At 67.8% G+C, this 25,104-nt stretch carries 21 protein-coding genes; 11 read left to right on the top strand and 10 right to left on the bottom strand.

The genetic code is table 11. The features are described from left to right. The first annotated feature begins 22 nt into the window (after positions 1–22). From flgE to flgL, 8 genes are all read left to right on the top strand, one after another. Positions 23–1,243, top strand: coding sequence for a flagellar hook protein FlgE (flgE, locus tag BM365_RS00490; protein WP_093485629.1), 1,221 nt, complete (start codon positions 23–25; stop codon positions 1,241–1,243). A 28-nt stretch (positions 1,244–1,271) separates the two neighbouring features. Next, positions 1,272–2,024, top strand: a complete 753-nt coding sequence (locus tag BM365_RS00485; RefSeq protein WP_093485627.1) for a flagellar basal body rod protein FlgF — start codon at positions 1,272–1,274, stop codon at positions 2,022–2,024. 756 nt (positions 2,025–2,780) lie between these two features. Beyond that, entirely contained in the window at positions 2,781–3,566 is a 786-nt protein-coding gene (gene flgG, locus BM365_RS00480; protein WP_093485625.1) for a flagellar basal-body rod protein FlgG, read from the top strand. A gap of 32 nt (positions 3,567–3,598) precedes the next feature. Continuing rightward, positions 3,599–4,285, top strand: coding sequence for a flagellar basal body L-ring protein FlgH (gene flgH, locus BM365_RS00475; protein WP_093485623.1), 687 nt, complete (start codon positions 3,599–3,601; stop codon positions 4,283–4,285). An 8-nt stretch (positions 4,286–4,293) separates the two neighbouring features. Further along, entirely contained in the window at positions 4,294–5,475 is a 1,182-nt protein-coding gene (locus BM365_RS00470) for a flagellar basal body P-ring protein FlgI (protein ID WP_093485621.1), read from the top strand. Position 5,476: 1 nt separating this feature from the next. Next, positions 5,477–6,541 carry a flagellar assembly peptidoglycan hydrolase FlgJ gene (gene flgJ / locus BM365_RS00465; protein WP_093485619.1) on the top strand — a complete coding sequence of 355 codons (1,065 nt, stop codon included), beginning with the start codon at positions 5,477–5,479 and terminating at the stop codon, positions 6,539–6,541. 14 nt (positions 6,542–6,555) lie between these two features. Then, positions 6,556–8,436 (top strand): flagellar hook-associated protein FlgK, encoded by a 1,881-nt coding sequence (gene flgK, locus BM365_RS00460; RefSeq protein ID WP_093485617.1) that lies wholly within the window; start codon positions 6,556–6,558, stop codon positions 8,434–8,436. Next, positions 8,433–9,635 carry a flagellar hook-associated protein FlgL gene (gene flgL, locus BM365_RS00455; RefSeq protein WP_093485615.1) on the top strand — a complete coding sequence of 401 codons (1,203 nt, stop codon included), beginning with the start codon at positions 8,433–8,435 and terminating at the stop codon, positions 9,633–9,635. The genes flgK and flgL overlap by 4 nt, the downstream gene beginning before the upstream one ends. A 133-nt stretch (positions 9,636–9,768) precedes the next feature. Here flgL and BM365_RS00450 read toward each other — a convergent pair whose 3' ends face one another. The 9 genes from BM365_RS00450 to BM365_RS00410 all read right to left on the bottom strand — a co-directional run bounded on the left by BM365_RS00450 (position 9,769) and on the right by BM365_RS00410 (position 21,889). After that, complete coding sequence (locus tag BM365_RS00450; RefSeq protein ID WP_093489333.1) at positions 9,769–10,392, bottom strand: alpha-ketoglutarate-dependent dioxygenase AlkB; 624 nt, start codon at positions 10,390–10,392, stop codon at positions 9,769–9,771. Between the two features lie 7 nt (positions 10,393–10,399). Next, positions 10,400–13,645, bottom strand: coding sequence for an error-prone DNA polymerase (locus BM365_RS00445; RefSeq protein ID WP_093485613.1), 3,246 nt, complete (start codon positions 13,643–13,645; stop codon positions 10,400–10,402). Next, positions 13,642–15,060, bottom strand: coding sequence for a Y-family DNA polymerase (locus tag BM365_RS00440; protein ID WP_093485611.1), 1,419 nt, complete (start codon positions 15,058–15,060; stop codon positions 13,642–13,644). Before BM365_RS00440 ends, BM365_RS00445 begins: the two co-directional genes overlap by 4 nt. A 9-nt stretch (positions 15,061–15,069) precedes the next feature. Then, entirely contained in the window at positions 15,070–15,696 is a 627-nt protein-coding gene (gene imuA, locus BM365_RS00435; protein ID WP_093485609.1) for a translesion DNA synthesis-associated protein ImuA, read from the bottom strand. Position 15,697: 1 nt separating this feature from the next. Beyond that, positions 15,698–16,303, bottom strand: coding sequence for a transcriptional repressor LexA (lexA, locus tag BM365_RS00430; RefSeq protein ID WP_093485607.1), 606 nt, complete (start codon positions 16,301–16,303; stop codon positions 15,698–15,700). Between the two features lie 89 nt (positions 16,304–16,392). Continuing rightward, the gene (locus BM365_RS00425) at positions 16,393–17,514 is read right to left on the bottom strand and encodes an HDOD domain-containing protein (RefSeq protein WP_093485605.1); all 1,122 of its coding nucleotides are present in this window, start codon (positions 17,512–17,514) and stop codon (positions 16,393–16,395) included. A gap of 173 nt (positions 17,515–17,687) precedes the next feature. Continuing rightward, positions 17,688–18,509 (bottom strand): hypothetical protein, encoded by an 822-nt coding sequence (locus tag BM365_RS00420; protein ID WP_104367919.1) that lies wholly within the window; start codon positions 18,507–18,509, stop codon positions 17,688–17,690. Positions 18,510–18,593: 84 nt separating this feature from the next. Next, positions 18,594–19,472 (bottom strand): ribonuclease H-like domain-containing protein, encoded by an 879-nt coding sequence (locus tag BM365_RS00415; RefSeq protein ID WP_093485601.1) that lies wholly within the window; start codon positions 19,470–19,472, stop codon positions 18,594–18,596. Further along, on the bottom strand, positions 19,469–21,889 hold the full coding sequence (locus BM365_RS00410; protein ID WP_093485599.1) for a DEAD/DEAH box helicase: 2,421 nt from the start codon (positions 21,887–21,889) through the stop codon (positions 19,469–19,471). The genes BM365_RS00415 and BM365_RS00410 overlap by 4 nt, the downstream gene beginning before the upstream one ends. Before the next feature lie 181 nt (positions 21,890–22,070). On the opposite strand from BM365_RS00410, the gene BM365_RS00405 reads away from it, so the two are divergent. The 3 genes from BM365_RS00405 to BM365_RS00395 all read left to right on the top strand — a co-directional run bounded on the left by BM365_RS00405 (position 22,071) and on the right by BM365_RS00395 (position 23,574). Next, positions 22,071–22,427 (top strand): hypothetical protein, encoded by a 357-nt coding sequence (locus tag BM365_RS00405; protein ID WP_093485597.1) that lies wholly within the window; start codon positions 22,071–22,073, stop codon positions 22,425–22,427. A gap of 264 nt (positions 22,428–22,691) precedes the next feature. After that, entirely contained in the window at positions 22,692–23,108 is a 417-nt protein-coding gene (locus BM365_RS00400; protein WP_139227247.1) for a hypothetical protein, read from the top strand. A 142-nt stretch (positions 23,109–23,250) separates the two neighbouring features. Then, complete coding sequence (locus BM365_RS00395) at positions 23,251–23,574, top strand: hypothetical protein (protein WP_093485593.1); 324 nt, start codon at positions 23,251–23,253, stop codon at positions 23,572–23,574. Positions 23,575–23,595: 21 nt separating this feature from the next. Here the strand turns inward: BM365_RS00395 and BM365_RS00390 are convergent, their stop codons facing one another. After that, on the bottom strand, positions 23,596–25,104 hold the full coding sequence (locus BM365_RS00390; protein ID WP_093485591.1) for an ATP-binding protein: 1,509 nt from the start codon (positions 25,102–25,104) through the stop codon (positions 23,596–23,598).

Genomic DNA, 25,104 nt, shown 5'->3' with positions numbered 1-25,104 from the left:
CGTACCCCGCAAGGAGTCTTCCATGGCATTCAACAGCTCGCTGTCCGGCATGAGGGCGGCCAATGCCGACCTCAACGTCACTTCGCACAACATCGCCAACGTCAACACGACCGGCTTCAAGGAGTCGCGCGCGGAATTCGCCGAGGTGTTCTCCACCACCGGCTATGGCCTGACCCGCAACAGCATCGGCGCCGGCGTGCGCCTGACCAACGTGGCCCAGCAGTTCTCGCAGGGCGACATCAACCAGACCGGTCGTTACCTGGACATGGCGATCGACCGCGAAGGCTTCTTCACGGTCAGCAACAACGGCACCAACGTCTACACCCGCGCGGGCAACTTCCAGCGCGACCCCAACGGCTACGTCACCACGCCGGAAGGCTACCGCCTGCAGGTGTTCCCGCCGCGCGCCGACGGCGTGGGCTTCGACACCGGCAACATGACCGATCTGCGCCTGCTGACCACCGACAGCCCGCCGTCGCCGACCACCAACGTCGAGTTGGGCGTCACCCTGCCCGGCAACGCCGCGCAACCGACGATCACGCCGTTCTCGCCCGCGGACAGCGCCAGCTACAACGAGACCACCTCGGTCACCGTGTACGACTCGCTGGGCGTGGCGCACCAGCAGACCGTCTACTACGTGAAGACGCCGAACCCGAACGAGTGGAACATGCACGTCTACGTGGACGGCACCTCGATGGGCGCGGCGACCACGGTGCAGTTCGACAACAACGGCGCGCTGACCGCGCCGGCCAACGGCCAGGTCGCACTGGCGCCGTTCACGCCGAGCACCGGCGCGGGCGTGCTGAACATGACGCTCGACATCAGCGGCACCACCCAGTACGGCGAGCAGTTCTCCAAGCGCATCCAGAACCAGGACGGCTACGCCACCGGCAAGCTCAACGAGTTCAGCGTGTCGGAGACCGGCGTGGTCTACGCCCGCTATTCGAACGGCGAAGACCGCGCGCTCGGCCAGGTCGCGCTGGCGAACTTCTCCAACCCGCAGGGCCTGGTGTCGCAGGGCAACAACACCTGGACGCACAGCTACGCTTCGGGCGATCCCCGCATCGGTGCGCCGGGTACGTCGGACTTTGGCCAGGTGGCCTCGGGCGCGCTCGAATCCTCGACGGTCGACCTGACCGAGCAGCTGGTCAACATGATCGTGGCGCAGCGCAACTTCCAGGCGAATTCGCAGGCGCTTTCGACACAGGACCAGATCACCCAGGCGGTGATCAACATCCGCTGACGCGGCGCACGCCGACGGAGACTGACGCATGGACAAGGCCCTCTATGTCGCAATGACCGGTGCACGCGCCTCGCTGCAGGCGCAGGGCACCGTGTCGCACAACCTGGCCAACGTGGACACCAAGGGGTTCAAGGCCGCGTTGGCCGGCACCGAGGCGTACAAGATCCAGGGCCAGGGATTCCCGTCGCGCGTGGACGCGGTGTTGATCGATCCCGGCTTCGACGGCCGCACCGGTTCGCAGATGGTCACTGGCCGTTCGCTGGACATCTCGCTCCAGCCGAACCGCTGGATGGCCGTGCAGGCCGCCGACGGCGGTACGGCGTACACGCGCAACGGCGAGCTGAGCGTCACCCCGAACGGCCAGCTGGTCACCGCCGGCGGCCGCGCGGTGCTGGACGACAACGGCAACCCGATCGCGGTGCCGCCGGCGCAGTCGATCGACATCGGCGCCGACGGCACGGTCTCGATCATCCCGCAGGGCGAAGGCCCGCAGACGATGGCGATCGTCGGCCGCATGCGCATCGTGGAAGCCGCGCAGTCGCAGTTGGCGCGCGGTGGTGATGGCCTGATGCGTCCGTCCGATCCGCAGGCACCGGCGCTGCCGGTCGCCACCGGCAACAGTCTGACGATGGGCGTGCTGGAAGGCAGCAATGTGGACGCGGCCGGTGCGCTGGTGCAGATGATCCAGTTGCAGCGCCAGTTCGAGATGCAGGTGAAGGTGATCCGCACGGGCGACGAGATGGCGCAGTCGTCGAACCAGTTGCTGCGATTGGGTGGTTGATCAACAAGCACCATGAGCGCGATGCGCTCATAGATTCTGAGCGTACGACGTTCGCTCGCTGGATGCGTTCATTGGATGCGTTCACTAGCCTCAAGCATGGTGCCGCTCGCCGCGGAGGCCTTCTTTCTTTGCTTGTGCAAAGAAAGAATCAAAGAAACACACCCCAGGCGGCACGCCCTGCGCTTCGCTCCGGGTCCGCGAGCGGGCCGGGAATTTCCGTAAGGCACATCCATGTGCCATACGGAAACGCCGTCATCCATGCCGGCGCCCTTCGGGTTTTACCCGCCCCACTCGCCGTGCCTCATGGGGACCCTGAAGAGACAAGTCAAAGGCGTGCACGCCGGATCTGTCCGTGTCGGCTTTCGGGGCCCCTTAAGGTCCGGCAGTCACGGCGGATAAAACCCCAAAGGGGCGGCGCACAGGACGTGCGCCGTTTTCGGCCGGGGCAGGATGCCCCGTCCGAAAATTCCCGCCGGGACTGCGCACCCGCCGCTCAGCGGCGGGCGGACCGCCGGGGGGTGTTTCTTTTGCTTACTTTTCTTTGCACAAGCAAAGAAAAGTAAGGCCCCCACGGCCAGCGGCGCCATGCCAGTCCATCAATAAGATCTCCGGCCCCACCGCCCGCCATCTTTCCGCCGCACAGACCCCGGCGCCCGCGCCGGACTTACGACACCCGTTTCGGCACAGGACTTGCCTGAGAGGGGGCGAGGAACCGTATCGCGCGGTTCCACCCCTTCACCCGCGAGGAACCACGCCATGAACCAAGCCCTCTGGGTCGCCAAGACCGGACTGGACGCGCAACAGACGCGCATGTCCGTGGTTTCCAATAACCTGGCGAACACCAACACCACCGGCTTCAAGCGCGACCGCGCCAGCTTCGAAGACCTCCTGTACCAACAGGTCCGCCAGCCCGGTGGCTCCACCTCCTCCCAGACCCAACTACCGTCCGGCCTGCAGCTCGGCACCGGCGTGCGCGTCGTGTCGACCTCGAAGGACTTCCAGCAGGGCAACCCGCAACAGACCGGGCGCTCGCTGGACGTCATGGTCAACGGCCGCGGCTTCTTCGAAGTGCTCCTGCCGGACGGCTCGCCGGCGTACACGCGCGACGGCTCGTTCCAGATCAACGCCCAGGGCGAACTGGTCACCAACAGCGGCTACCCCGTGCAGCCCGGCATCCAGGTGCCCGAAGGCGCGCAGTCGATGACCATCGGCGCCGACGGCACCATCAGCGTGACCATGGCCGGCCAGGCCCAGGCGCTGGAGATCGGCTCGCTGACGCTCACCGACTTCGTCAATCCGTCGGGCCTGCAGGCCAAGGGCGAGAACCTCTACGTCGAGACCACCGCCTCCGGCCCCGCGCAGAACGGCACGCCCGGCCTCAACGGCCTCGGCAGCGTCGTGCAGGGCTCGCTGGAAGGCTCCAACGTCAACGTCGTGGAAGAGCTGGTGAGCATGATCGAAACCCAGCGCGCCTACGAAATGAACGCCAAGGCCATCTCCACCACCGACTCCATGCTCGGTTACCTCAACAACAACGTCTGATCCGCCTGACGCTCTCTTCCTCGAGGCTCGCCATGAAGCGCTCCACGTCCGCCACCACCCTCGCCTGCGCCCTGGTCCTGTTGCCTGGTTGCGCGCGCTATTACGGCGACGTGCGTCCCTACGCACCGATGCAGCCCATCCAGCCGGTGGTCGCCGCGCAGGCGCCGGCCACCGCGGGTTCGATCTATCGCGCGGGCCCCGGCCTGAACCTGTACGCCGACCGTCGCGCGCGCGACGTGGGCGACCTGCTGACGATCAACCTGGTGGAGAACACCACCGCGCAGACCTCGGCCACCACTTCAGTGGACAAGCAAAGCGAAGTCAGCCTGGCCGCACCGAACATCGCCGGTGCCCCGCTCACGCTCAACGGGCGCGACCTGCTCAGCGCCTCGATCAATGGCGACCGCGGCTTCAGCGGCGCCGGCAACAGCGCGCAGAGCAACAAGCTGCAGGGCAGCGTGACGGTCACCGTGATCCAGCGCCTGCCCAACGGCAACCTCGTCGTGCAGGGCCAGAAGAACATGCGCCTGAACCAGGGCGACGAGATGGTGCAGATCCAGGGCATCGTCCGCCCGGCCGACATCAACCCGGACAACAGCATCTCCTCCGGCAAGGTCGCCGACGCACGCATCGCCTACGGCGGCCGCGGCGCGATCGCGCAGTCTAATTCGATGGGCTGGCTGGGCCGCTTCTTCAACTCTCCGATCTTCCCGAACTGAGCATCGTGATGGACGCCAACGAAGCCAACCGCGCTGCACCGGCACCTGCGAAGAAGTCGCGCCGGATCGACACCTACACGCTGCTGGGCCTGCTGGCCTGGATCGGCCTGGTGCTGATCTGCCTGGCGCCGGCTGCGCGCGCCGAGCGCATCAAGGATCTTGCCCAGGTCGGCGGCGTGCGCAGCAATCCGCTGGTCGGCTACGGCCTGGTCGTCGGCCTCGACGGCACCGGCGACCGCACCAGCCAGGCGCCCTTCACCGTGCAGAGCCTGAAGAACATGTTGGGCGAGTTGGGCGTCAACGTCCCGGCCAACGTCAATCCACAGCTGAAGAACGTCGCGGCGGTCGCCATCCATGCCGATCTGCCCGCCTTCGCCAAGCCGGGTCAGCCCATCGACATCACCGTGTCTTCGATCGGCAACGCCACGTCGCTGCGCGGCGGCAGCCTGCTGATGGCCCCGCTGCGCGGTGCCGACGGCGAGGTCTATGCGATCGCCCAGGGCAACCTGGTGGTCGGCGGCTTCGGCGCGCAGGGCAAGGACGGCTCGCGCGTGTCGGTCAACGTGCCCAGCGTGGGCCGTATTCCGAATGGCGCCACCGTCGAGCGCGCGATCCCCAATGCGCTGGACAGCGGCGAAGGCACCATCACGCTGAACCTGCATCGCGCCGACTTCACCACGGTGTCGCGCATGGTCGCGGCGCTGGAACAGAACTTCGGCGCCGGCAATGCCTACGCGCTGGATGCGGTCACCGTTGCCGTGCGTGCACCGGCCGACATCTCGCGCCGGGTGAATTTCCTCGCCCAGATCGAAAACCTGGAGCTCACTCCCGGCAGCGCGCCGGCCAAGGTCATCGTCAACGCGCGCACCGGCACCGTGGTGATCGGCGCGCAGGTGAAGGTGATGCCGGCGGCGGTCACGCACGGTTCGCTGACGGTGACCATCACCGAATCGGCGAACGTCAGCCAGCCGAACGAATTCTCGCGTGGCGGCACCACCGTGGTGACGCCGCAGTCCAGCGTGTCGGTCAGCCAGGAAGGCAACCGCATGTTCAAATTCGAGGGCGGCACTTCGCTGGACGAGATCGTCCGCGCGGTGAACGAAGTCGGTGCCGCGCCCGGCGACCTGATCGCGATCCTGGAAGCCCTGAAGCAGGCCGGCGCCTTGCGCGCGGAGCTCGAGGTGATCTGACATGGCCAGTGCCCCGCTCAGCGCCCTCACCCCCTCTCTGCCGCTGGCCGACGTCAGCGCGAAGGCCGACAACGCGCGCATCCACGACGTCGCGCGCAAGCTCGAGGGCCAGTTCGCGCAGATGATGATCAAGTGCATGCGCGAGGCGGGCTTCGGCGATTCGCTGTTCCCGGGCGAAAACCAGGTCTTCCGCGACATGTACGACCAGCAGATCGCCACCGCGATGTCGCAAGGGCGTGGCCTGGGGCTCGCCCCAATGATCGCGCGCCAGCTGGGCGCCACCGATGCGGCCACGCCCGCCGTGCCCGCCACGACGGCGCTGTCGGCCTACAAGCGCCTGCTGCCGGGCACCGATGCCGACTCGATGCTCGACGCCATCGCGGGTCGCGGCATCGGCAGCCGCGACACGCAGGGCGCTTCGGCGATGCCGGAGACGATCACGTTCGACACCATCACCGTGCGTCCCGACGCGGCCTGCGACGAGGTCGAACAGGTCGCTTCGGCCGACCCGTCCCAGTACGCCCGCAACACGCCGGAACGCTTCGTGGCCGAGATCTGGGGGCATGCACAGAAGGCCGCCAAGGAACTCGGCGTGGACCCGCGCGCACTGGTCGCGCAGGCCGCACTGGAAACCGGTTGGGGCAAGCGCCAGATCAAGACCGGCGACGGCGACAGCGCGCACAACCTGTTCGGCATCAAGGCCACCGGCTGGAAGGGCGAGCGCGCCCGCACCGCCACCCACGAATACACGAATGGCGTGAAGCACACCGAGACCGCGGATTTCCGCGCGTATTCGTCGCCCGCCGAGAGCTTCGCCGACTACGTGCGGATGCTGAAGAACAACCCGCGCTACCAGCAGGCACTGTCGGCGGGCAAGGACATCGTGGGCTTCGCCCGCGGCCTGCAGCGCGCCGGCTACGCCACCGACCCGACCTACGCCAACAAGATCGCCTCCATCGCCAACGGTCCCACGCTGGGCAAGGTGCTGTCGACGATCGGCACCACGGTGGGCGGCCCGGTCGGCAACGCCGTGGGCAACGCCATCGGCAACGCGCTGCGGCGCTGACCTGGGGATAACGCATGTCGAACCTACTCGCCACCGGCAGCAGCGCCCTGATCGCCTTCCAGCGGGCGCTCTCGACCGTCGGCCACAACGTCGCCAACATCAACACGCCGGGCTATTCGCGCCAGCGCACCGAGTTCGAGGCGCGCGACGGCACGTACTTCGGTTACGGCTACCAGGGCAACGGCGTGCAGATCGTCGACGTCCGCCGGATGGCCGATTCGCTGGCCACCTCGCGCCTGCTTGACAGCGGCGGCGAACTCTCGCGCCTGCAGCAGCTGTCGGTGATGTCCACGCGGCTCGACCAGCTGTTTTCCGAGAAGGCCACCGGCATCAGCGCGCCGTGGTCGAGCTTCTTCGATTCGGTCAACGCACTGTCGTCCAACGCCGCCGGCTCGGCCGACCGCGAAAGCGTGCTGGCGCAGGCGAATGCCCTGGTCACCCGCTTCCGCCAGATCGACCAGCACCTCGACGGCCTGGACACCGAGGTCAACGCCGGCCTCACCGCCGCCACCGGCGAAGTGAACCGGCTGGCCAAGGAGATCGCCCAGCTCAATGGCCAGATCGGCGGCAGCAGCAGCCCGTCGGGCGACCTGCTGGATCGCCGCGACCAGCTGATCAGCGAACTCGTCGGCTTCACCGGCGGCAACGCGATCACCCAGGACGGTGGACTGGTCAATGTCTTCAGCGCCGGCGGCCAGCCGCTGGTGGTCGGCACCTCCGCCAGCACGCTGGTTACCGTGGCCGATCCCTATCGCCCGGAACGCCTGCAGGTCGCACTGGAAACCAATGGCCAGCGCGTGACGCTCGACAAGCGCGCGCTGGGCGGACAGATCGGTGGCCTGGTCGAGTTCCGCACCACGGTGCTGGACCCGGCGATGGCCGAACTCGGCCGTGTCGCCACCTCGCTGGCGCAGACTTTCAATGAAGGCCATCGCGCGGGCATGGACCTGTACGGGCAGATGGGCGCGGATTTCTTCTCCCTGCCCGCGCCGCGCATCTCGTCCAACGCCAACAACACCGGCAACGCCAACCTGACCACGTCGGTCGGCAGCGTGGCCGGCCTGAATGCGCAGAACGTGCTGCTGCGCTTCGACGGAACGGGTTGGGTGGCGACGCATCCGGATACCGGTGCCAGCATTCCGATGACCGGCACCGGCACCGCCGCCGATCCGCTGGTGGTCAACGGCATCGAAGTCGTGCTGGCCTCCGGCACGCCGGCGAACAATGACCGCTTCCTGCTGCAGCCCACTGCCGGCGCGGCGGGCAACCTGAGCGTGGCGATCACCGATCCGAGCCGCATCGCCGCCGCCACACCGGTGAAGGCGACCACCGACCTGACCAATACCGGCACCGGCAAGCTCAGCGGCCTGAAGGTCACCGATGCCGCGAACGCGGGGCTGCTGGCCCCGGTCGACATCGAATTCATCGACGCCACCCAGTACACGATCAACGGCACCGGCCCGTTCGCCTACACGCCGGGCCAGACCGTCGCCTACAACGGCTGGAGCGTGGTGCTGGACGGCGCGCCCGCCGCCGGCGACACCTTCAGCGTGGGTCCGACCGGCGCCAACTCCAGCGACAACGGTAACGCCAAGCTGCTGTCCAACTTGGACGATGCGCGCGTACTCAACGGCGGCACGCTGACCCTCAACGGCGCGATCGGCGGACTGACCACGCAGGTCGGTTCGGCGGCGCGACAGGCGGACTACTCCGCGCAGGCGCAGCAGGTCATCCACGACCAGGCGCAGGCCGCGCGCGACGCGGTTTCCGGCGTGAACCTGGACGAAGAAGCCGCCGACCTGATGCGGCTGCAACAGGCCTACCAGGCGGCGTCGCAGATCATCGCCACCGCCGACACGCTCTTCCAATCCCTCCTGGCCGCGACCCGCCGATGAACTACCGCATCTCCACCGGCATGATGTACCAGCAGTCGATCACGACGATGCTGGCCAAGCAGGCGAAGCTGGCGCACACCCAGCAGCAGCTGGCCAGCGGCCAGCGCCTGGTCACCGCGAAGGACGATCCCGTGGCCGCCGGCACGGCCGTCGGCCTGGACCGCGCCGTGGCCGAACTCGAACGCTTCGGCATGAACGCCAATGCCGTGCAGAACCGCCTGGGCCTGCAGGAGAACGCGCTGACCCAGGTCGGCGATGCGATGGCGCGCGTCAACGAACTCGTCATCCAGGCTAACAACGCCGCGATGGGCGAAGACAGCCGCAAGGCGATCAGCACGGAACTCAAAGCGATCTACGCCGGCCTGCTCGACCTGGCCAACAGCACCGATGGCGCCGGGCGCTACCTGTTCGGCGGTACCAGCGACGGCAGCGCGCCGTTCGCGATCTCCGGCGGCGGCGTGATCTACAGCGGTGATCAGACCCAGCGTCAGGTGGAAGTGGCGCCGGACATGTTCGTCGCCGATACCTTGCCAGGCAGCGAAGTCTTCCTGCGCCTGCGCACCGGCGATGGCCGCATCGATGGCCAAGCCGCCGCGGGTAACACCGGCACCGGCCTGCTGATGGATTTCAGCGTTACCGACTCCACGGCGTGGACCGGCGGCACGTACACGCTCAGCTTCGGCGCCGGCGATACCTACCAGGTGCTGGACAGTGGCGGAAATCCGGTGGCATCCGGAACCTACGCCAAGGGCGAGAGCATCGCCTTCGCGGGCGTGCAGATGAAGATCGACGGGCAGCCGGCCAACGGCGACAGCTTCACCCTCGGCCCGGCCGGCTCACGCGACATCTTCGGCACGGTGCAGGGGTTGATCACCACGCTGGACACCAACCCCACCACCGACGCGCAGCGCGCCGCCATGCAGAACAACCTGCAGGCCGCGATGCGCGACGTCGCCACTGCGCAGAGCAAGATGATCGATGCGCGCGCCAGCGGCGGTGCGCAGCTATCCGCTATCGACGATGCGGCGGCGTTGCGCGAAGCCAACAACGTGACCCTGCAGGGCACGTTGTCGACCCTGCGCGACCTGGACTGGGCCGAAGCCATCGGCCGCTACCAGATGGAGAACACCGCGCTGCAGGCCGCACAGACGGTCTTCATGCAGATGCAGTCGCTGTCACTGTTCAAGCTGATGGGCTGACGGCGGCGCACGCCCCTTTTCAAGCAGTCCTTGACCCTCCCGCCGCGATCTCTCGCGGCGTTTTTTTGGAAGACGGGATTCTTGTGGGAGCGACGTAAGTCGCGATGGACCACCGGTAACGCCTCATCGCGACTTACGTCGCTCCCACACCTGTTCCCACAGGCGATGCCGGCCGCACGCGGAACACCACGCTGATCCGCGGCCCCTGCGCGCGCCGCGTCTTCGGAATGCCATGCTCATGGGTGCTCTGCGACGCATGGCTCATCGACAGCACGCTGCCCGGCGCCAGATCCACCGCCACCGTCTCGCGACGGCCTTCGCGGGCACGGATCAGCATCCGCCGTGGCGCGCCCAGCGACACCAGCGTGATCGGATGGCCCGCCGCCACGGTATGCAGTTTGTCGCCATGCATGGCGACGCTGTCGTGACCGTCGCGGTAGAGGTTCATGCCGATACGCGAATACGGCGCAGGCGCCTTCGCCTGCACGCGGGCGAGCAGCGCGGCCAGCGGCAGTTCGTCCGGCAATGCGTCCACGGCGTAGTTAGCCAGCAACCGCGGCACGTCGACGATGCGGTCGTACATCGGACGCTGCAGGTGCGTCCACGCCGCGCTCGCCCGCAGCCTGTCGAACCAAGCGCGAGCCGTCAGCGGATCGATGACCTCCGGCCAGTAACGGACGCCGCCTTCGGCATCGTCCACCAGCTGCACCATCGCGGGCGCGAACAGGTCGTCGGTGAGGGTGGCGAGTGCGCGCATCATCGCCTCAATGGAAGTCGCGGGAGCTGGTCTGCAGCTCGCCCAGCAGGTGGCTGAAGTCGTGCAGGTCCTCGGCGATCAGGTGGCGGACGCCATCCACATGCTCCCAGCGTCCGCGTACGCCCAGCAGACGCGCACCGAGCAGGGCCTTGCGCCGGCGCTCGGCGATACGCGCCCAGACCACGACGTTGATCACCCCATGTTCGTCTTCCAGCGTCACGAAGATGACGCCGCTGGCGGTGCCCGGCCGCTGGCGCTGGGTGACGATGCCGGCCACGTGCACGCCGCGCCCGTGCGGCAGATCCTGCAACTGCCGCGAATCGACCACGCGCTCACGGCGCAGGCGGTCGCGCAGCAGAGCCAGCGGATGCGTGCCCAATGTCAGTCCGGTGACGCGGTAGTCCGACAGCACATCTTCGACCAGACCAGGCGCAGGCAGCATGATGTCGTCCTCGTCGGGACTGCCCGGCAACAGTGGTCGCTGGCGTTCGACGCCGGCCACCGCCCAACGTGCCGCGTGACGATGGCCGGCGAGCGACTGCAGCGCACCGGCTTCGGCGAGCGCGCTGCGCGCCTTCTCGTCGAGATTGGCACGCAGGCAGAGATCGCGCACGTCGGCAAAGGGCCGCTGCGCGCGAGCGGCCATGATCGCCTTGCCCACTGTCTCCGACAGCCCGCTGACCTGGCGGAAGCCGAGCCGCACGGTGGCCTGTCCTTTCCGAACCGCCTCGCTGCGCATCCGGCCACCCTCCAAGGTGTTGTCCCAGTCGCTGCAGGCCACATCCACGGGACGGACATCGACACGCGGCCGTCCCGCCCAATGGCCCCGCCGTGCGTCCTGCACGATCTGGCTGGCCGAATAGAACCCCATCGGCTGCGCATTGAGCAGTGCGCAGACGAACGCCGCCGGTTCGTGCCGCTTCAGCCAGCAGCTGATGTAGACCAGCTTGGCGAAGGAGGCCGCGTGACTCTGCGGGAATCCATAGGAACCGAACCCCTTGATCTGCTCGAAGATCTGGTCGATGAATTCCGATGAATAGTCCTTTTTCTCCATCAGCCGACGGATCTTGTCGCGATGCGGCGTCATGTCACCGCCCCTGCCCCACGCCGCCATGGAACGACGCAGGCCATCGGCTTCCGAGGGCGTGTAGCCGGCATGGATCACCAGTTCCATCACCTGTTCCTGGAACAGCGGAATACCCAGTGTGTTGCCGAGGATCTCCTCGATGCCCTCGGACGGATACGTCACCGCTTCTTTCTTCTGCCTTCGCCGCAGATACGGATGCACCATGCCACCCTGGATCGGGCCGGGACGGACGATGGCCACCTCGATCACCAGATCGTAGAAATTCTTCGGCTTCAGTCGCGGCAACATGCTCATCTGCGCGCGCGACTCGATCTGGAACACGCCGATCGTGTCGGCGGCCTGGATCATCGTGTAGGTGCGCTTGTCTCCCGGCGGCAACCTGGCCAGGTCGATCGTGTAGCCCCGATGCTGCGTCACCAGATCGACGGCCTTCTTGATACAGGTCAGCATGCCCAGTGCAAGGCAGTCGACCTTCAGCAACTTCATCGTCTCCAGGTCGTCCTTGTCCCACTGGATGATGGTGCGGTCGTCCATTGCCGCGTTCTCCACCGGCACGACCTCGGACAGCGGTCCATCGTTGATCACGAAGCCGCCGACATGCTGGGAGAGATGGCGCGGATGCCCGCGCAATTGTGTCGTCACCGCCAGTACGCGGTGGATCAATGGATTCTCCGGATCGAACCCGGCTTCCCGCAGGCGCTGCTCCATCGGCGTCTCGCCATTGCCCCAGCCGAAGCATTCGGCAAGCAACGCGATCTGGTCCGGTGGCAGGCCGAAGGCCTTGGCCACGTCGCGCACCGCGCTCTTGCCGCGATAGCGGATGACGGTGGCGGCCAGCGCCGCACGGCGGCGGCCATACTTTGCGTAGACGTACTGCAGCACTTCTTCGCGCCGCGCGTGTTCGAAATCGACATCGATGTCCGGCGGTTCGCCGCGTTCCTCGGACAGGAAGCGCGCCATCAGCAGCCGGCTTTCGGCCGGATTCACCACGGTGATGCCCAACGCGAAACAGACCGCCGAATTGGCCGAGGAACCGCGCCCCTGGCACAGGATGTCCTTCGACCTGGCGAAGCGGACGATGTCCTCGACCGTCAGGAAGAACGCTTCGTACTTCAACCGGGCGATGAGCGCGAGCTCCTCGTCGATCTGCGCGACGATGGCGGGCGGCACGCCATCCTTCCAGCGTTCCCGCATGCCCCGCTCGGTCAGCGCGCGCAGCCAACTGGCCGGCGTGTGGCCGTCCGGCACCAGTTCGGCCGGGTAGCGATAGCGCACTTCGTCCATCGAGAACGTGCAACGCCGCGCCAACGCGGCCGCCCCTTCCAGCAACGCATGCGGATGGATGTTGCCCAACGCCCGGCGCGAGCGCAGGTGGCGTTCGCCGTTGCGGAACAGGTGTCCGCCGCACTCGGCCAGTGGCACCGTGTGGCGGATCGCCGTCATCGTGTCCTGCAACGCCCGCTGCCGGCGCACGTCCATGTGCACGTCGCCGGCGGCGACGGCCCGCATCGCCAACCGTGCCGACAGATCGAGCAGTTGCTGAAGACGTGCGGCATCGTCCTGCTCCCGATGCAGCTCCACCGCCAGGTGCGCCCGCGCGCCGAACACCTGTTGCAGCCATCGCCCCTGCGCTTCGTCCGGCATGCGGGCCGGCAGCCACAGCGCGAACAACCCGCCCGTTTCCGGATCGCCTTCGCCCAGTACCCGCTCCACGTCCTGCCGGGTCAATGCATAGCTGCCCTTGGGGCTCGCGCGGCGCGCCGTGGTGATCACTTCGCACAGGCGCACGTATCCGGCGAGGGTTTCCACCAGCAGCACGCACTTCAGGCCGCACTTCAACGTGAACTCGCTGCCGACGATCAGCTTCAGTCCGGTGGCGCGCGACGCTTCCAGTCCGCGCACGATGCCGGCCAACGAGCATTCGTCGGTGATCGCCAGCGCGTCGTAGCCGCAATGCTTGGCGCGGACGAACAGGTCCTCCGCACTGGAGGCGCCACGCAGGAAAGAGAAGTCCGACAGACAGTGCAGTTCGGCATAGGCCGGCAGGCCGTCGGCGGTGGGCGCATCGTCATTGGCCGCCGCATGCGCCCGCAGCCGATGCGCGGTCTCCCAGGCGCGCGGCACATGCGAGCCCGGGTAATCGCCGCGCTCTTCGTCGCGGCTCATGCGAACCACCCGTGCAGCATCCAACCGCCCTGCTCGCCCGGCGGCGCGAACGCCCAGGCGCGCTGACCCTGCGAGGTCTCCAGCACGTAGTAGTCGCGGCGCGCGTCCCCGCCGTCCCACCAGCCGCTCTCCAGCCGCTCCGGGCCGGAGACGATGCGCGGGTGCGGATCGCGCAGCGGCACCGGCTGCGGCAGCAACCAGGTCGGGCGTGGCGGACGCAGCGGCGCCTGCTCGATGCGCCCGCCATCGCCCTGCACGCGTCGCCACGCGCGTTCCGGGCGTGGATCGCCGGCCGGTGCCACGCGGTGCACCGCCTCGTCGCCCAGGCGCGCGCGCAGGCGTTCGCGCAACTGCGGCCACGGCAGTTGCTGCTGCGGTCGCGTATCGAACAGATCGCGCGCGGCCGGCACGAACGGCGGCAGCTCGCGTGCCAGCAGGCGCACGCCGACCACCGGCTGCGCGATCTGCACGCGCTCCAGGCGGTTGCGGGTGAGTTCGAACAGCATCGCCGGTTCGCGTTCGGCGGCGAGCAGGCCCACCTCGACATCGGTGTGGCCTTCCTCGTGCTCCAACCGCAGGACGAAACGCTGCACGCCGCCGTCGCGGATCGACAGGTAGGTGGACAGATCGCCGATCAGCCTGCGCAGCGGGAACAGCAGTGCCATGTGGCTCTCGACTTCGTAGCCGAGTTCGATGCGCGCATCGAAGTGGTCCGGCGGCGCGTAGTACGCCAGCGCATCGTCGGCCTGGCCGTACAGGCGATCCAGGTGGTCGAGCACCGGCAAGCCGAAACGACGGCGCACGCTGTCGCGTGGCAGGTCGCGCAGTGTGCGCAGGTCGCGGATGCCCATGCGATGCAGGCGTTCGCCGGCATCGTCCGGCAGGCGCGCGCGGCGCACCGGCACGCGGTCCAGCATCTCCGCCATCGCCGCCGGCTGCATCACCGCCAATCCGTCGCGCAGACCGGCGAACACATGCGCCGCGCGCGGCGTGGGTGCCAGCGCGAGGCGATGCTGGAAACCCAGCAGACCGAGTTCCTCACGCAACCGCGCCTCGATGCGCGGCCAGGGCCCCAGCAGACGGAAGCTGGCGCGCACCTCCAGCACCAGGCAGCCCGGCCACTGTGCGCTGACCAGCGAGCTGTGGCGGTACGCCCAGGCGGCGAGGAACCGCTGCCAGCGCGCTTCGGCTGGCGGATCGTGTTCGACCATCGCGAACTCGGGCAGCAACGCGTGCGCAGCGGTCAATCGCATGCCGGCCCGCAGGCCCGCCTGCGCGGCAGCGGCATTCACCGCCTGCAAGGTACGCAGCTGCACGGCACCGCCGACCAGCGCCAGCGGCGCGTCGGGGTCAGGCAAACGCCGGAGGACGGCGTCCAGCGCCAGCTGCGGCAGCAGTACACAGGCCCAGAGCATGCGCGGGCCTCAATGCGCGACCAGCGCGAACGGTTGCGCAGGCGCCGGCCCACCCCGGCATTTGCGTACCTGCCACTGCGTACCGCCCTGCGCATCGCGCGTGGCTTCCACGCGCAACGCGGCCGCCGAGGGATTGGCCGCATGGCGACGGTCGCGCAGTGCGAAGCCCAGGCATTCGCCACTGTCGGCCGCCACCTGCAGCCGGCGCAGCGCAGGCCCGTCGGCGTGCGTGGGCCAGCCCAGCACGGCGGCGCAGGCACCGCTGCGCAGGCATTGCTCGAACGCCCACAACGCATCGCGTGGCGCGGCTTCGACGATCTCCAGCATCGCCAGGTCCACGCCCGCGGCCTGCCAGGCCGGCGCATACGGCACGTAGGGCGGCGCGATCACCGCTACCGCACTGCCCGCCTGGGTCATCCGCGCCAGCGTGGGCAACAGCAAGGCCAGTTCGCCCACGCCGTCGGCGGGCAGCAGCAGTTCGGTCAAGGCGCGGCGTGGCCAGCCGCCTTGCGGCAGCAGCGCGTCGAGCGCCGCATGGCCGGTGGGTTCGCCATCGGCGGCGATCGCCGCACTGCGGCCCGCGTGCCACAGCGTGCGCGCAGCCAACAGCGTGTCGAGGGCGACGACGGCGCCCATCTCAACCGCGGCGCACCAGGCCGCAGTACACGCCTTCGATGGCGAAGTCCTGCCCCGGCTGCACCTCGATCGGCGCGTGCGCGGGATTGCGCGGCAACAAGCGGATGCGCCGGCGCTCGCGCTGCAGGCGCTTGATGGTCAGCTCGCCGTCGATGCGGGCCACGACGGTCTGGCCGTCGCGCGCCTCCGGCGTGCGGTGCACACCGACCAGGTCGCCATCGACGATGCCGTCGTCGATCATCGAATCGCCCTGCACCTTCAGCAGGTAATCGGGCTGCGGCGAGAACAGCCGGCGGTCCAGCCACACCTGCTCGTCCAGGCCGATGTCGGCGCCGATCGGCTGGCCGGCGGCCACCCGGCCCAGCACGGGCAACGGCAGCAGGTCGGCCATGCCGCCCGGCAGGCGCAGGCCGCGCTTCTGGCCCGGGGCCTGTTCCAGCAGGCCGTCGGCGACCAGCGCCTGCACATGCTTCTGCGCGGCATTGCGGGAGGCGAAGCCGAAGGCCCCGGCGATGTCCGCCAGGCTGGGCGCGCGCCCGGCCGCCAGCTCGCGGCGCAGGAAGGCCAGGACGGCGGCACGTTGGGGAGGCAGGTCGACGGGGTTCATGGGTGTACATTTGTACACCCATCCGTCGCACAAGGCGAGACTGGCAGGGGCGCCGTGTATCGGCTAGCGAACCCCTGCCCGTCGGGCGATCAGGCCGCCTGTTCCTCGGCGCGCTCGACCAGGGTTTCGGCCATCTGGCGCCAGTTGGGCAACTGGTCCAGCACGCCCAGCGACTTCAGGTAGCTCTCGTCGACCGGCTCGTTGCTGGCCAGCGCGCCGGCCACGTGCACGGCACCGGGCACCCAGAAGCTGCGCAGGCTGGAGCGCTGCGGCTGGCGATGGAACGCCACCGCCTCGACGATCGGCATTGGCAGGCCCCACAGGCCGAGCAGGTAGGCACCCGCCTCGGTGTGGCCGGGGCGGTCGTCGTCCTCGCTCGCCGGCGTATCGCGCTCGTCGCGCACGCCCGGCAGCAGCAGGCCGATGTCGGCCAGCAGCGCCGCGGTGGCACCGAGTTCGGAACTGGTGCGCGGCAGGATCTTCGCCGCCAGGCGCGAGGCCAGCAGCGCACGGTTCTGCAGCGCGGCACGGTCGACACTGGAGGTGGTCTTCATCGAGAACACCTCGCTGGCCAGCACCAGGTCGCGCAACGTGCCTAGGCCGAGCCGCGTCACGGCGGCGCGCAGGTCGGTGACCGAGCGGCCATTGGAGAAGTACGCCGAGTTGCACAGCTGCAACACCTTGGCCGCGATGGCCGGGTCGCCGGCCACCAGCGTGGCGATGTCGTTGGCGGTGCCTTCGTCTTCTTCCAGCGCGCGCGTCAGCGCGAAATAGAGATGCGGCGGCGAGGGCAGGTGTTCGACGCGGCCGATCGCCCGGCGCAGGCGCGGGCTGTCGAGCAGGTCGCGTAGTTCTTCCAGGCTGTGGATCGATTCCAGCACTGTTTCCGACGACAGCGGCAGCGGCAGGAAGCGGTGCGCCACGCCGATCAGTTTGATCGGTGCGGACAGGCTGTCGGCGCTGCCTTCCAGCAGTGCGATGCGGATCGTCTCAGGGCGCAGCGTACGGATCTGGCCCAGCAACGTCGCCGGCGGCAGGTCCGGCAGGCCGGGGCCGACCATCACCACGTCGACCGGCCCGTTGGCGACCGCGAACATCGCCGATTTGCCGTCGACGACCGTCTCCACGGTCCATTCGTCTCCCATGTCGCCGATGTAGTCGGCCAGGTCGTCAGGCAGGCAGGCGGTATCGCCAACGTACAGAATGCGCAAGGCACGGCCCCTTTTTTCTTGCAGGTTCAATGCGTGCCACGCGGTTGCGGGGCACGGACGGGATGAAATCTAGCAAGGATGTCGGCCGCCCCTGCCGCTTCTTGAACGGCGATGTGGCGTAGTGCGCAGCGCTTCACACTCCGCTGTCGGTGGATCCCCGACAGCGCGGCATGTCAGAAGCGCAACTTCCCCAGCAACTGCGGTCCGCGGTTGTTGAGGTTGAGATTGCCGTCGAAGCGGGAACGCTCGAAATCGAGGTCCACGTCGTTGTAGTTGTAGCGCAGCGAGAAGCCGAAATGCTCCCAGGGAAAGTATTCCAGTTCCACTTGCGCATCCAGCGCGTCGCCGGTGACGTTACCGCTGTTCTTCCGCGTGTACGCCAGCGAGGCGCCCCAGCGCCAATGCGCCGAGAGCGACTGTGCGTACTCGGCGCGCAACATCGGCGCCCATTCCGCCTCGGACAGATCGTTCGCATACGCCACCGGGGATCCGGCCACGGTAGCCGTGGCGTCGAGGTCGGCCTCGATGTCGTACCGCATCGCGCCGAGGCCCACACCGGCGGCCCGTCGCCCGTTCTGCAGGAAGAACCAGGTGTACGAGACGCCGGTGATCTTCAGGTCGAGGCGACCGGTGAACGCCGCATCCACCGGATACGCGTTGTCGCCGATCAGCAGCGTGCGGTCCAACAGGCGGACCGTGTCATCGTCGTAGTCGTAGCCGAACGCTTCGAACGCATGCCGGCGTTCTTCCCCCAGGCTGCCGCCGATGGTCCAGGTCAGTGCATCCTGGCGGTCCATGAATCCCAGATCGCGCTGGAAATTGACATGGGTGCCGAGCGACCCGTCGCTGGCATCCCACCGCGTGTCCAGATCGTGGTCGGCCCAGTAACGTCCCGCACCGATGTGGAAGCGATCGACGGCCGGCAACGCGTCTTTTGCGGCGACGGTGGACGATGCGCCGGCGAGCAGCAGGCAGAGGACAACGGAACGGTGCATGGGACGGCTCCTGTGGCAGGGCGGACAGGCAGTGCGTCTTCGTGGACTCCGACGGCGCCAGCATCCGCCTGCCTACCTGCGCGGTCAAGAAGACGCGCAGGTAAACACGCTTCCCTCTTCCGCCGCACTGGCATCCGGTGCCGACAAATGCATCAGCAGCCGCGCCAGCGTCACCACGTCCTGGAAGTTGTGCAGCAGCACGCGTCGCAGCAATCCGGCATCGCCGCCCCGCAGGTACTGCAGCCACGCGCCCGGCGCTTCCGAACCCGGCAGATCGTCTTCGCGGACGATGCCGAGCGCATGGCGCTCGATGGTGCCCAGGCGGCAGTTCTCCCATACGCCGCGATACCGACGTCGCGTGGGAAACAGCAGGTCCAGGTGTTCGAGTCCGGCCAGTGGCGTGCCCTGCCGCGCCAGCCGGTAACGCGTGGCCAGCAGGGGCGCGTCGTAGCAGCGGCCGTTGTAGCTGACTAGTCGCGTATCTTCCCCCAGCCAGCGCGAGAACTCGCGCAGCATCGCCGGCTCGGCCGATAGGTGCGTGATCAGCAGCTGACGCACGCGCAGTCCGCCGGGCACGAAATCCGACGCGCCCACCATGAAGGCACGCGTACCGGTACCGCCGGACAGCCCCGTCGTTTCGGTATCGAAGAACAGCATGCCGGCAGTGGGCAACGGGCCGGTGCGTGCGAACGTGCCGTCCACGTCATCCGGTACGTTGTCGAACGGAAGCACGTCTTCGAGCAGCAACAGCCCCGGCGCGATTTCGGTGCCCGGCAGGTGGCGGTCGCGCGCGGGCACAGGCAGCGCCGGGCGCGCGCGCTCGCGGATACCCAGCATGCGCCGCAACGCCGCGATCGGTTCGGGCTCGAGGACCGACTCCGCGATGCGCGCCACCGGTGCCGGCGCCGCCGCATGGCCTGCCTGCCGCCGCAGCCGCTGCAGGGTCTCCAGACTGATGCTCATGCAGCATCCAGCAGGTGCAGCACGCGCCTGGCGAGCGCACGCGGCGTGGTCTCGGCGTCTTCGTCGGCGGCCAGCACCGGGCCCACGCAGGCGGGGCAACCGGCCTTGCAGTCGCAACGGTCCACCAGGTCCGCCGCGCGGCGCACCAGCTCCTGCTGGCGTCGCCACAGCGGCTCACTCAGGCCAATGCCGCCAGGATAGTTGTCGTACAGATACACCGTCGGCACGAAGCGATCCCCCGACGTCGGCGACAGCAACTGGCCTTCACCACCGCGCAACTGCCCCCTGCCCTGCGTATCCGGCAGCGCGAACCACGCGCCGTCGCCATCGCCCACCGCCTTCTGCAGGTCGCGACCCTCGGCCATCACCGCGACGGTCGCGGCGATGTGCAGCGCATGCGCCGCGCCAAGGAAGCCATCCAGCGCCTCCTGCCGCGATCCGAACGAGGTTTCCAGCACCTGCGGCGGCAGTTGCCACCACAGGCTGGTGGTGTGCATCTCCTGGTCCGGCAGGTTCACCGGCCCGTAGCCGATGTTCTCGTGCGTGTAGTAGCGGATCTTCTTATAGCCGGCGACGCGTCGCACCACATGCACCTCGCCGTGGTGGCAGGTGCCCTGCCCCGCGATGCCGCCATCGAAGCGCTCCAGCACCTTCAATTTCGTGTAGTCGATGGCGTCGGTGTAGTAGTCCACGTGGGTGCGGGTGACGTAGGCCTTGCGGCCTTCCCAATCCAGCCGTTCCACCTGGTAGGGCGTGGACTGCACCATGTGGATCGCGCCCTCGTACAGGGTCAGTGGCGCAGCACTGAAATCCACTTCTGCGATGATCACCTGGCGCCCATCGGTGCGGTCGACCACAACGAAATTGCCGTCCGCCACCGAGCGCAGGCTGACCGCGTTGGCCGGATAGCTGTCGGCGATCCATTCGTAACGATCGCCCTCGCGATGGACCACACTGTCTTCATCCAGCAGCTGCAGGAATGGCGACGGATCGACGGGCCCGTACATCTCGCCGGCCAGGAACGGCAGCTCGAAGGCGGCGCAGCGGATGTGGTCGAGCAGGATCATCGGCTGGTCCGGCGCGATGCGTGCATGTTCGGGCGGGCTGTCGGCGAAGAACTCCGGGTGCCGCACCACGTACTGGTCCAGCGGCTGCGAACTGGCCACGAGAATGCCCAGCGACGCCTGCTGGCGACGACCCGCACGACCGAAGCGCTGCCAGGTCGCGGCGATCGAACCCGGATAGCCGTTCAGCACCACCGCATCCAGGCTGCCGATGTCCACGCCCAGTTCCAGCGCGGAGGTGGACACGATCCCGTCCACGCGTCCGTCGCGCATCGCACGCTCGGCCTCCCGTCGCTCGGTGGGCAGATAGCCACCGCGGTAGGCACGGATGCGCGCCGGCTTGCGCGGATCATGGTCGAACACGTCCTTCAGGTACTTCGTCAGCACCTCCACCATCGTGCGCGATTGCGCGAACACCAGCGTCTTCAGCCCGGCCTTGATCGCCACCCGCGCGATCCGGTTGCTCTGCGACCGCGCCGATGCGCGCAAGCCGAGATCGGGATTGACCACCGGCGGATTCCACAGCAACACGTGCTTGTCGCCGGTGGGCGCACCGGATTCGGTGATCGCTTCGACATCGGCCTCCATCAACGCCTCGGCATGCGTCTTGGGATTGCCGATGGTGGCCGAGCACAGGATGAACTGCGGGTCTGCGCCGTAGAACGCGCACACGCGCTTGAGACGACGCAGCACGTTGGCGACATGGCTGCCGAACACACCGCGGTAGGTATGCACCTCGTCGATCACCACGTAGCGCAGGTTCTCGAAGAACTGCGCCCACTTCGTGTGGTGCGGCAGGATGGCCTGATGCAGCATGTCCGGATTGCTGACCACGATGTCGCCGTGCAGGCGAATCGCCTGGCGTGCATCGCCCGGTGTATCGCCATCGAAAGTGAACGCCTTCAGGCCGAGATCGCCGGCGCGGCTGAGATCGAGCAACTCGGCCACCTGGTCCTGCGCCAGCGCCTTGGTCGGGAAGAGGTACAGCGCCTTGCCCTTGCGCGAGAGCGCCGACGCCACCACCGGCATCGTGTAGCACAGCGACTTGCCCGAAGCGGTCGGCGTGACGATCGCGAGGTGCTTGCCCGCCTGCGCCGCCGTCCACGCCTCGGCCTGGTGCGAATACAGCCGGCCGATGCCACGCGCGCGTAGTGCGGCGGCGAGTGCCGGCGGAAGATCATCAGGCAGTCCCTCGTAGCGTCCCTCGCGTCCTGGAATGACGAATCGCCCCGTCACGCGGTCGTGATACTTGCCCGCCAGCCGCTCGGCCAGCGCGTTGCCGTCGCCAGGCTCCGCGGGCAACACCGCTGCATCGCGGGCGTAATGGCGGACGAGCGAGGTCTGGGCGGGCATGGCGCATCTCGTTGCGGGATCGCGCCATGAAACGATGCGTGCGTCTCAACCGCTGAGACTGAGCAGTGGCTGATCGAACGGGCGCATCTCAGCTTTGTGATCAGCGTTTGAAGGGATTTGTCACCCACCGGTAACGCGCGGCGGGTTACCACGGCATCACCCCCGCCGGAAGCGCCCGCCCATGAATCGACACCTCTACCGCGAGCAGCTCGATACCCTGCGCCAGACACCCTACCGTTCGCCCGATCGGGCCGACGACGCGTTCGCCGCGTTCACGGCCTACGACTACGGCCGCCGACGTCGGCTGCACCCCGACGTCGCGTGGGAAGACGCCTGCCGGGCCTACGCTTTCGCTGCGGCTTCCCACGCGGATCACGGCGGACAGCACCTGGATCTCGACACTGAACTTGAACTTGAAGACCACTGGGAGCGCCTTCGCGGCGAGAGCGGGCCGGACTGGCCGATCGCGCGCACGCTGCTGCGCGAAGCATGGCGTTGGCTCGACGAACATGAACCGTCGTCCGCCCGCTTGCATTGAATGCTTAACGTGACTTGACGACGAACGGTTGGCCGTCGTGCGCGCGGCGCACCGTGTTCCTGTCTGCAGGGGCTGAAAAACCAGAACAAGAACCGGCAGATCATGGACTGCGTGCCCGTGAGGACGCAGATGGGAAAGTTGCCACAGGGGGTCGCGCTGTCGGATGCGCGGCGGGGACGGGAACGCGGCTGTCATGCCTCGGTAAGCCGTGTTTCATCCAGCGGATCCATGCTCCGCCAGGCCTTGCGCCATGGAGTGGACCGCATGTCATGCCTTCATCAACCGATCGCCCCGGCCTGGTCGGACGCGCACGCCCCCTGTGCCGTCATCGATATCCACGCCGAAATGGTTTTCTGGGCCGACACCTATGCCAGTCAGCCCTTTCATCGGCCCGGCACGCCGTTCCGCCACTACGTGCCCACGCTGAAGTTCGCTTACGACGTCTACCTGCTCTCGCACCGGCAGTCGCTGCAGGAACTGCTACCCAGCCTCCCTGCGCGCTACCACGTGGGCATCGTGCGCGGCGTCCGGCTGGATTGGCCACTCGCACAGGCCGTCATCGAACGCGTGTGGGAACGGCTCAACGCACCGTTGGAAGACGATCCACCGCTGTTCCCGCCCTCGCCAGCGGCCCTGATGGACGAGCGCGCGATTTTGGCTGCGGCGATGCGCCAGCGATAAGATTCACGCGAGGCATGCAAAGGTGAATCAAAACGCGCTCGCGCGGTTAAATGCGGGTTAAAACGCTCTTTATTTCACTTAAGCATCACTCTGGCGATCCAACACTCGCCGTGTCAGACCACCTCACGACACGGGGATCACCATGGCCAGTCTGCATCACCGCAACGCCCACGCCACCGCGCAGATCGTCGATATCGATGCCGAGCTCGCATATTGGAAGACACGTCTGAACGAAGACACCTTCCAGGTCGTCGGCGCCACGGTCGGTGATCTTGAGCAGTGTCTGAAGGTGGGCTACGACGCGTATCTATTGCATCACCAGCGCGAGTTCGACGAGATCGCGCCGGCGCTGCGCGATCGTCTGCAGCGCTACTGCCCCGACACACCGATCGGCTGGTACCGCGCACAACCGATCATGCGGGCCGTGTGGCAGCGGCTGAAACCTGCCACCGTCGGCCACGTCTGAAGCGACGCGACCTACCGCCGGTCAGGCGCCCAGGCCGAGGGCGTGTTCGAGCGCGGCGAACAGCGACTGGATCTGCACCGGCTTGGTGACCACCGCCGCGCAATCGTGGCGATCCTCCTGCGTGCCGGGTTCGCGCAGGCGGATCACCGGACCGTCGAAGCCCGCCTCCTGCAATACCGCCAGCACGTCCGCCGCCGACAGCAACAGGATGTCGTCGTCCAGGATCGCCAACGCCGGCAGTCCGATGCGGGCGATCTGCTGCAGGGCGACAGCACCGTCGGGCGCCATCATCGGGTCGTAGCCTTGCGCCGCCAAGGCGTTGCCCAGCAGCGAAAGCCGCGTGGCATCGCCATCGACCAGCAGGATGCGACGGCCTTCGCCGTCGTGGAAGACGGCACCTTCGGGAGCACTCCATTCGAGCGACGCCGCCGCAGGCAGCCACAGTTCGAAACTCGTCCCGTGGCCCACACTACTCTCGACCTGGATCCGGCCCTGCACCGACTCGACGATGCGCTTGCACGACATCAGGCCCAGACCGGTGCCGCTGGACTTGGTGGTGAAGAACGGGGTGAACAACTGGCTGCGCGTGGCCTCATCCATGCCGCTGCCCTCGTCAGCCACGCGGATCACCACATGGTCGCGCCCGTCCGCATCGCTCGCGCGACGGGCCGACAGCGTCAGCATGCCCCCTTGCTCTGCCATCGCCTGAATGCCGTTGAGGCACAGGTTGATCAGGCACTGCTGGAACTCGGTGTAGTTGCCTTCGATCAGCAACCCGTCTTCCGGCGGCTCGATAAGCAGGCGCACGCGCTTCGACAGCGAGCCCTGCAGCAGCAGCTGGACGGCCTGGAACAACGCCGCCACTTCGATGCGCTCGCTCGCCTTGCGCGAGCCACGGACGAAGGACAGCATCGAGTCGGCCATCTCGTGGCCGCGCTTGCCGCTTTCCGATATCACCGCGCCCAGGCGCAGGATCTTCGGGTCGTCGCTGTAGGTGGACAGCAGGTCGGGCACGATCAGCAGCGGCTGCAGGATGTTGCGCAAGTCGTGGCTGAGCCCCGCCGCGAGCATCGCCAGGCAGTCCAGCCGCTGCGAGCGCATCAGTTCGCGTTCCGCGTACTCGCGCTCGCGCTCAAGGCGGGTTTCACGGATGGCGCGTGCCACCGCCGACGGCAGGCGCACCGGACTGTGCTTGAGTACGTAGTCGCTGGCGCCTTCCTGCAGCGCCTTGACGGCGGCTTCCTCGCCGATGGTGCCGGAGAAGAACACGAAGGGCAGCCGCCCGTCGTGGGAGCGCACGATCTCCAGGGCCTGATAGCCGGAAAACCCCGGCAGCTCCATGTCGGACACCACCAGGTCGAACGGTTCGCCCGCCAGTGCCGCCGCCATGCTGGGCGCGTCGTCGACGCGCACGAACTCGGCGTCGAGCCCGGCCTCCTGCAACTGCTCGACGAGCAGTTCGGCATCGAGTTCGGAATCCTCGACCAGGAGGATCCTCACCCGCCCCAGCGGTGTTCCCGTACGCGGCAT

It is taken from the genome of Pseudoxanthomonas sp. YR558 (genome assembly GCF_900116385.1).
Lineage (GTDB): Bacteria > Pseudomonadota > Gammaproteobacteria > Xanthomonadales > Xanthomonadaceae > Pseudoxanthomonas_A.
Note: the sequence above shows the minus strand (reverse complement) of the source record. Positions and strands in the feature narration are given on the sequence as shown.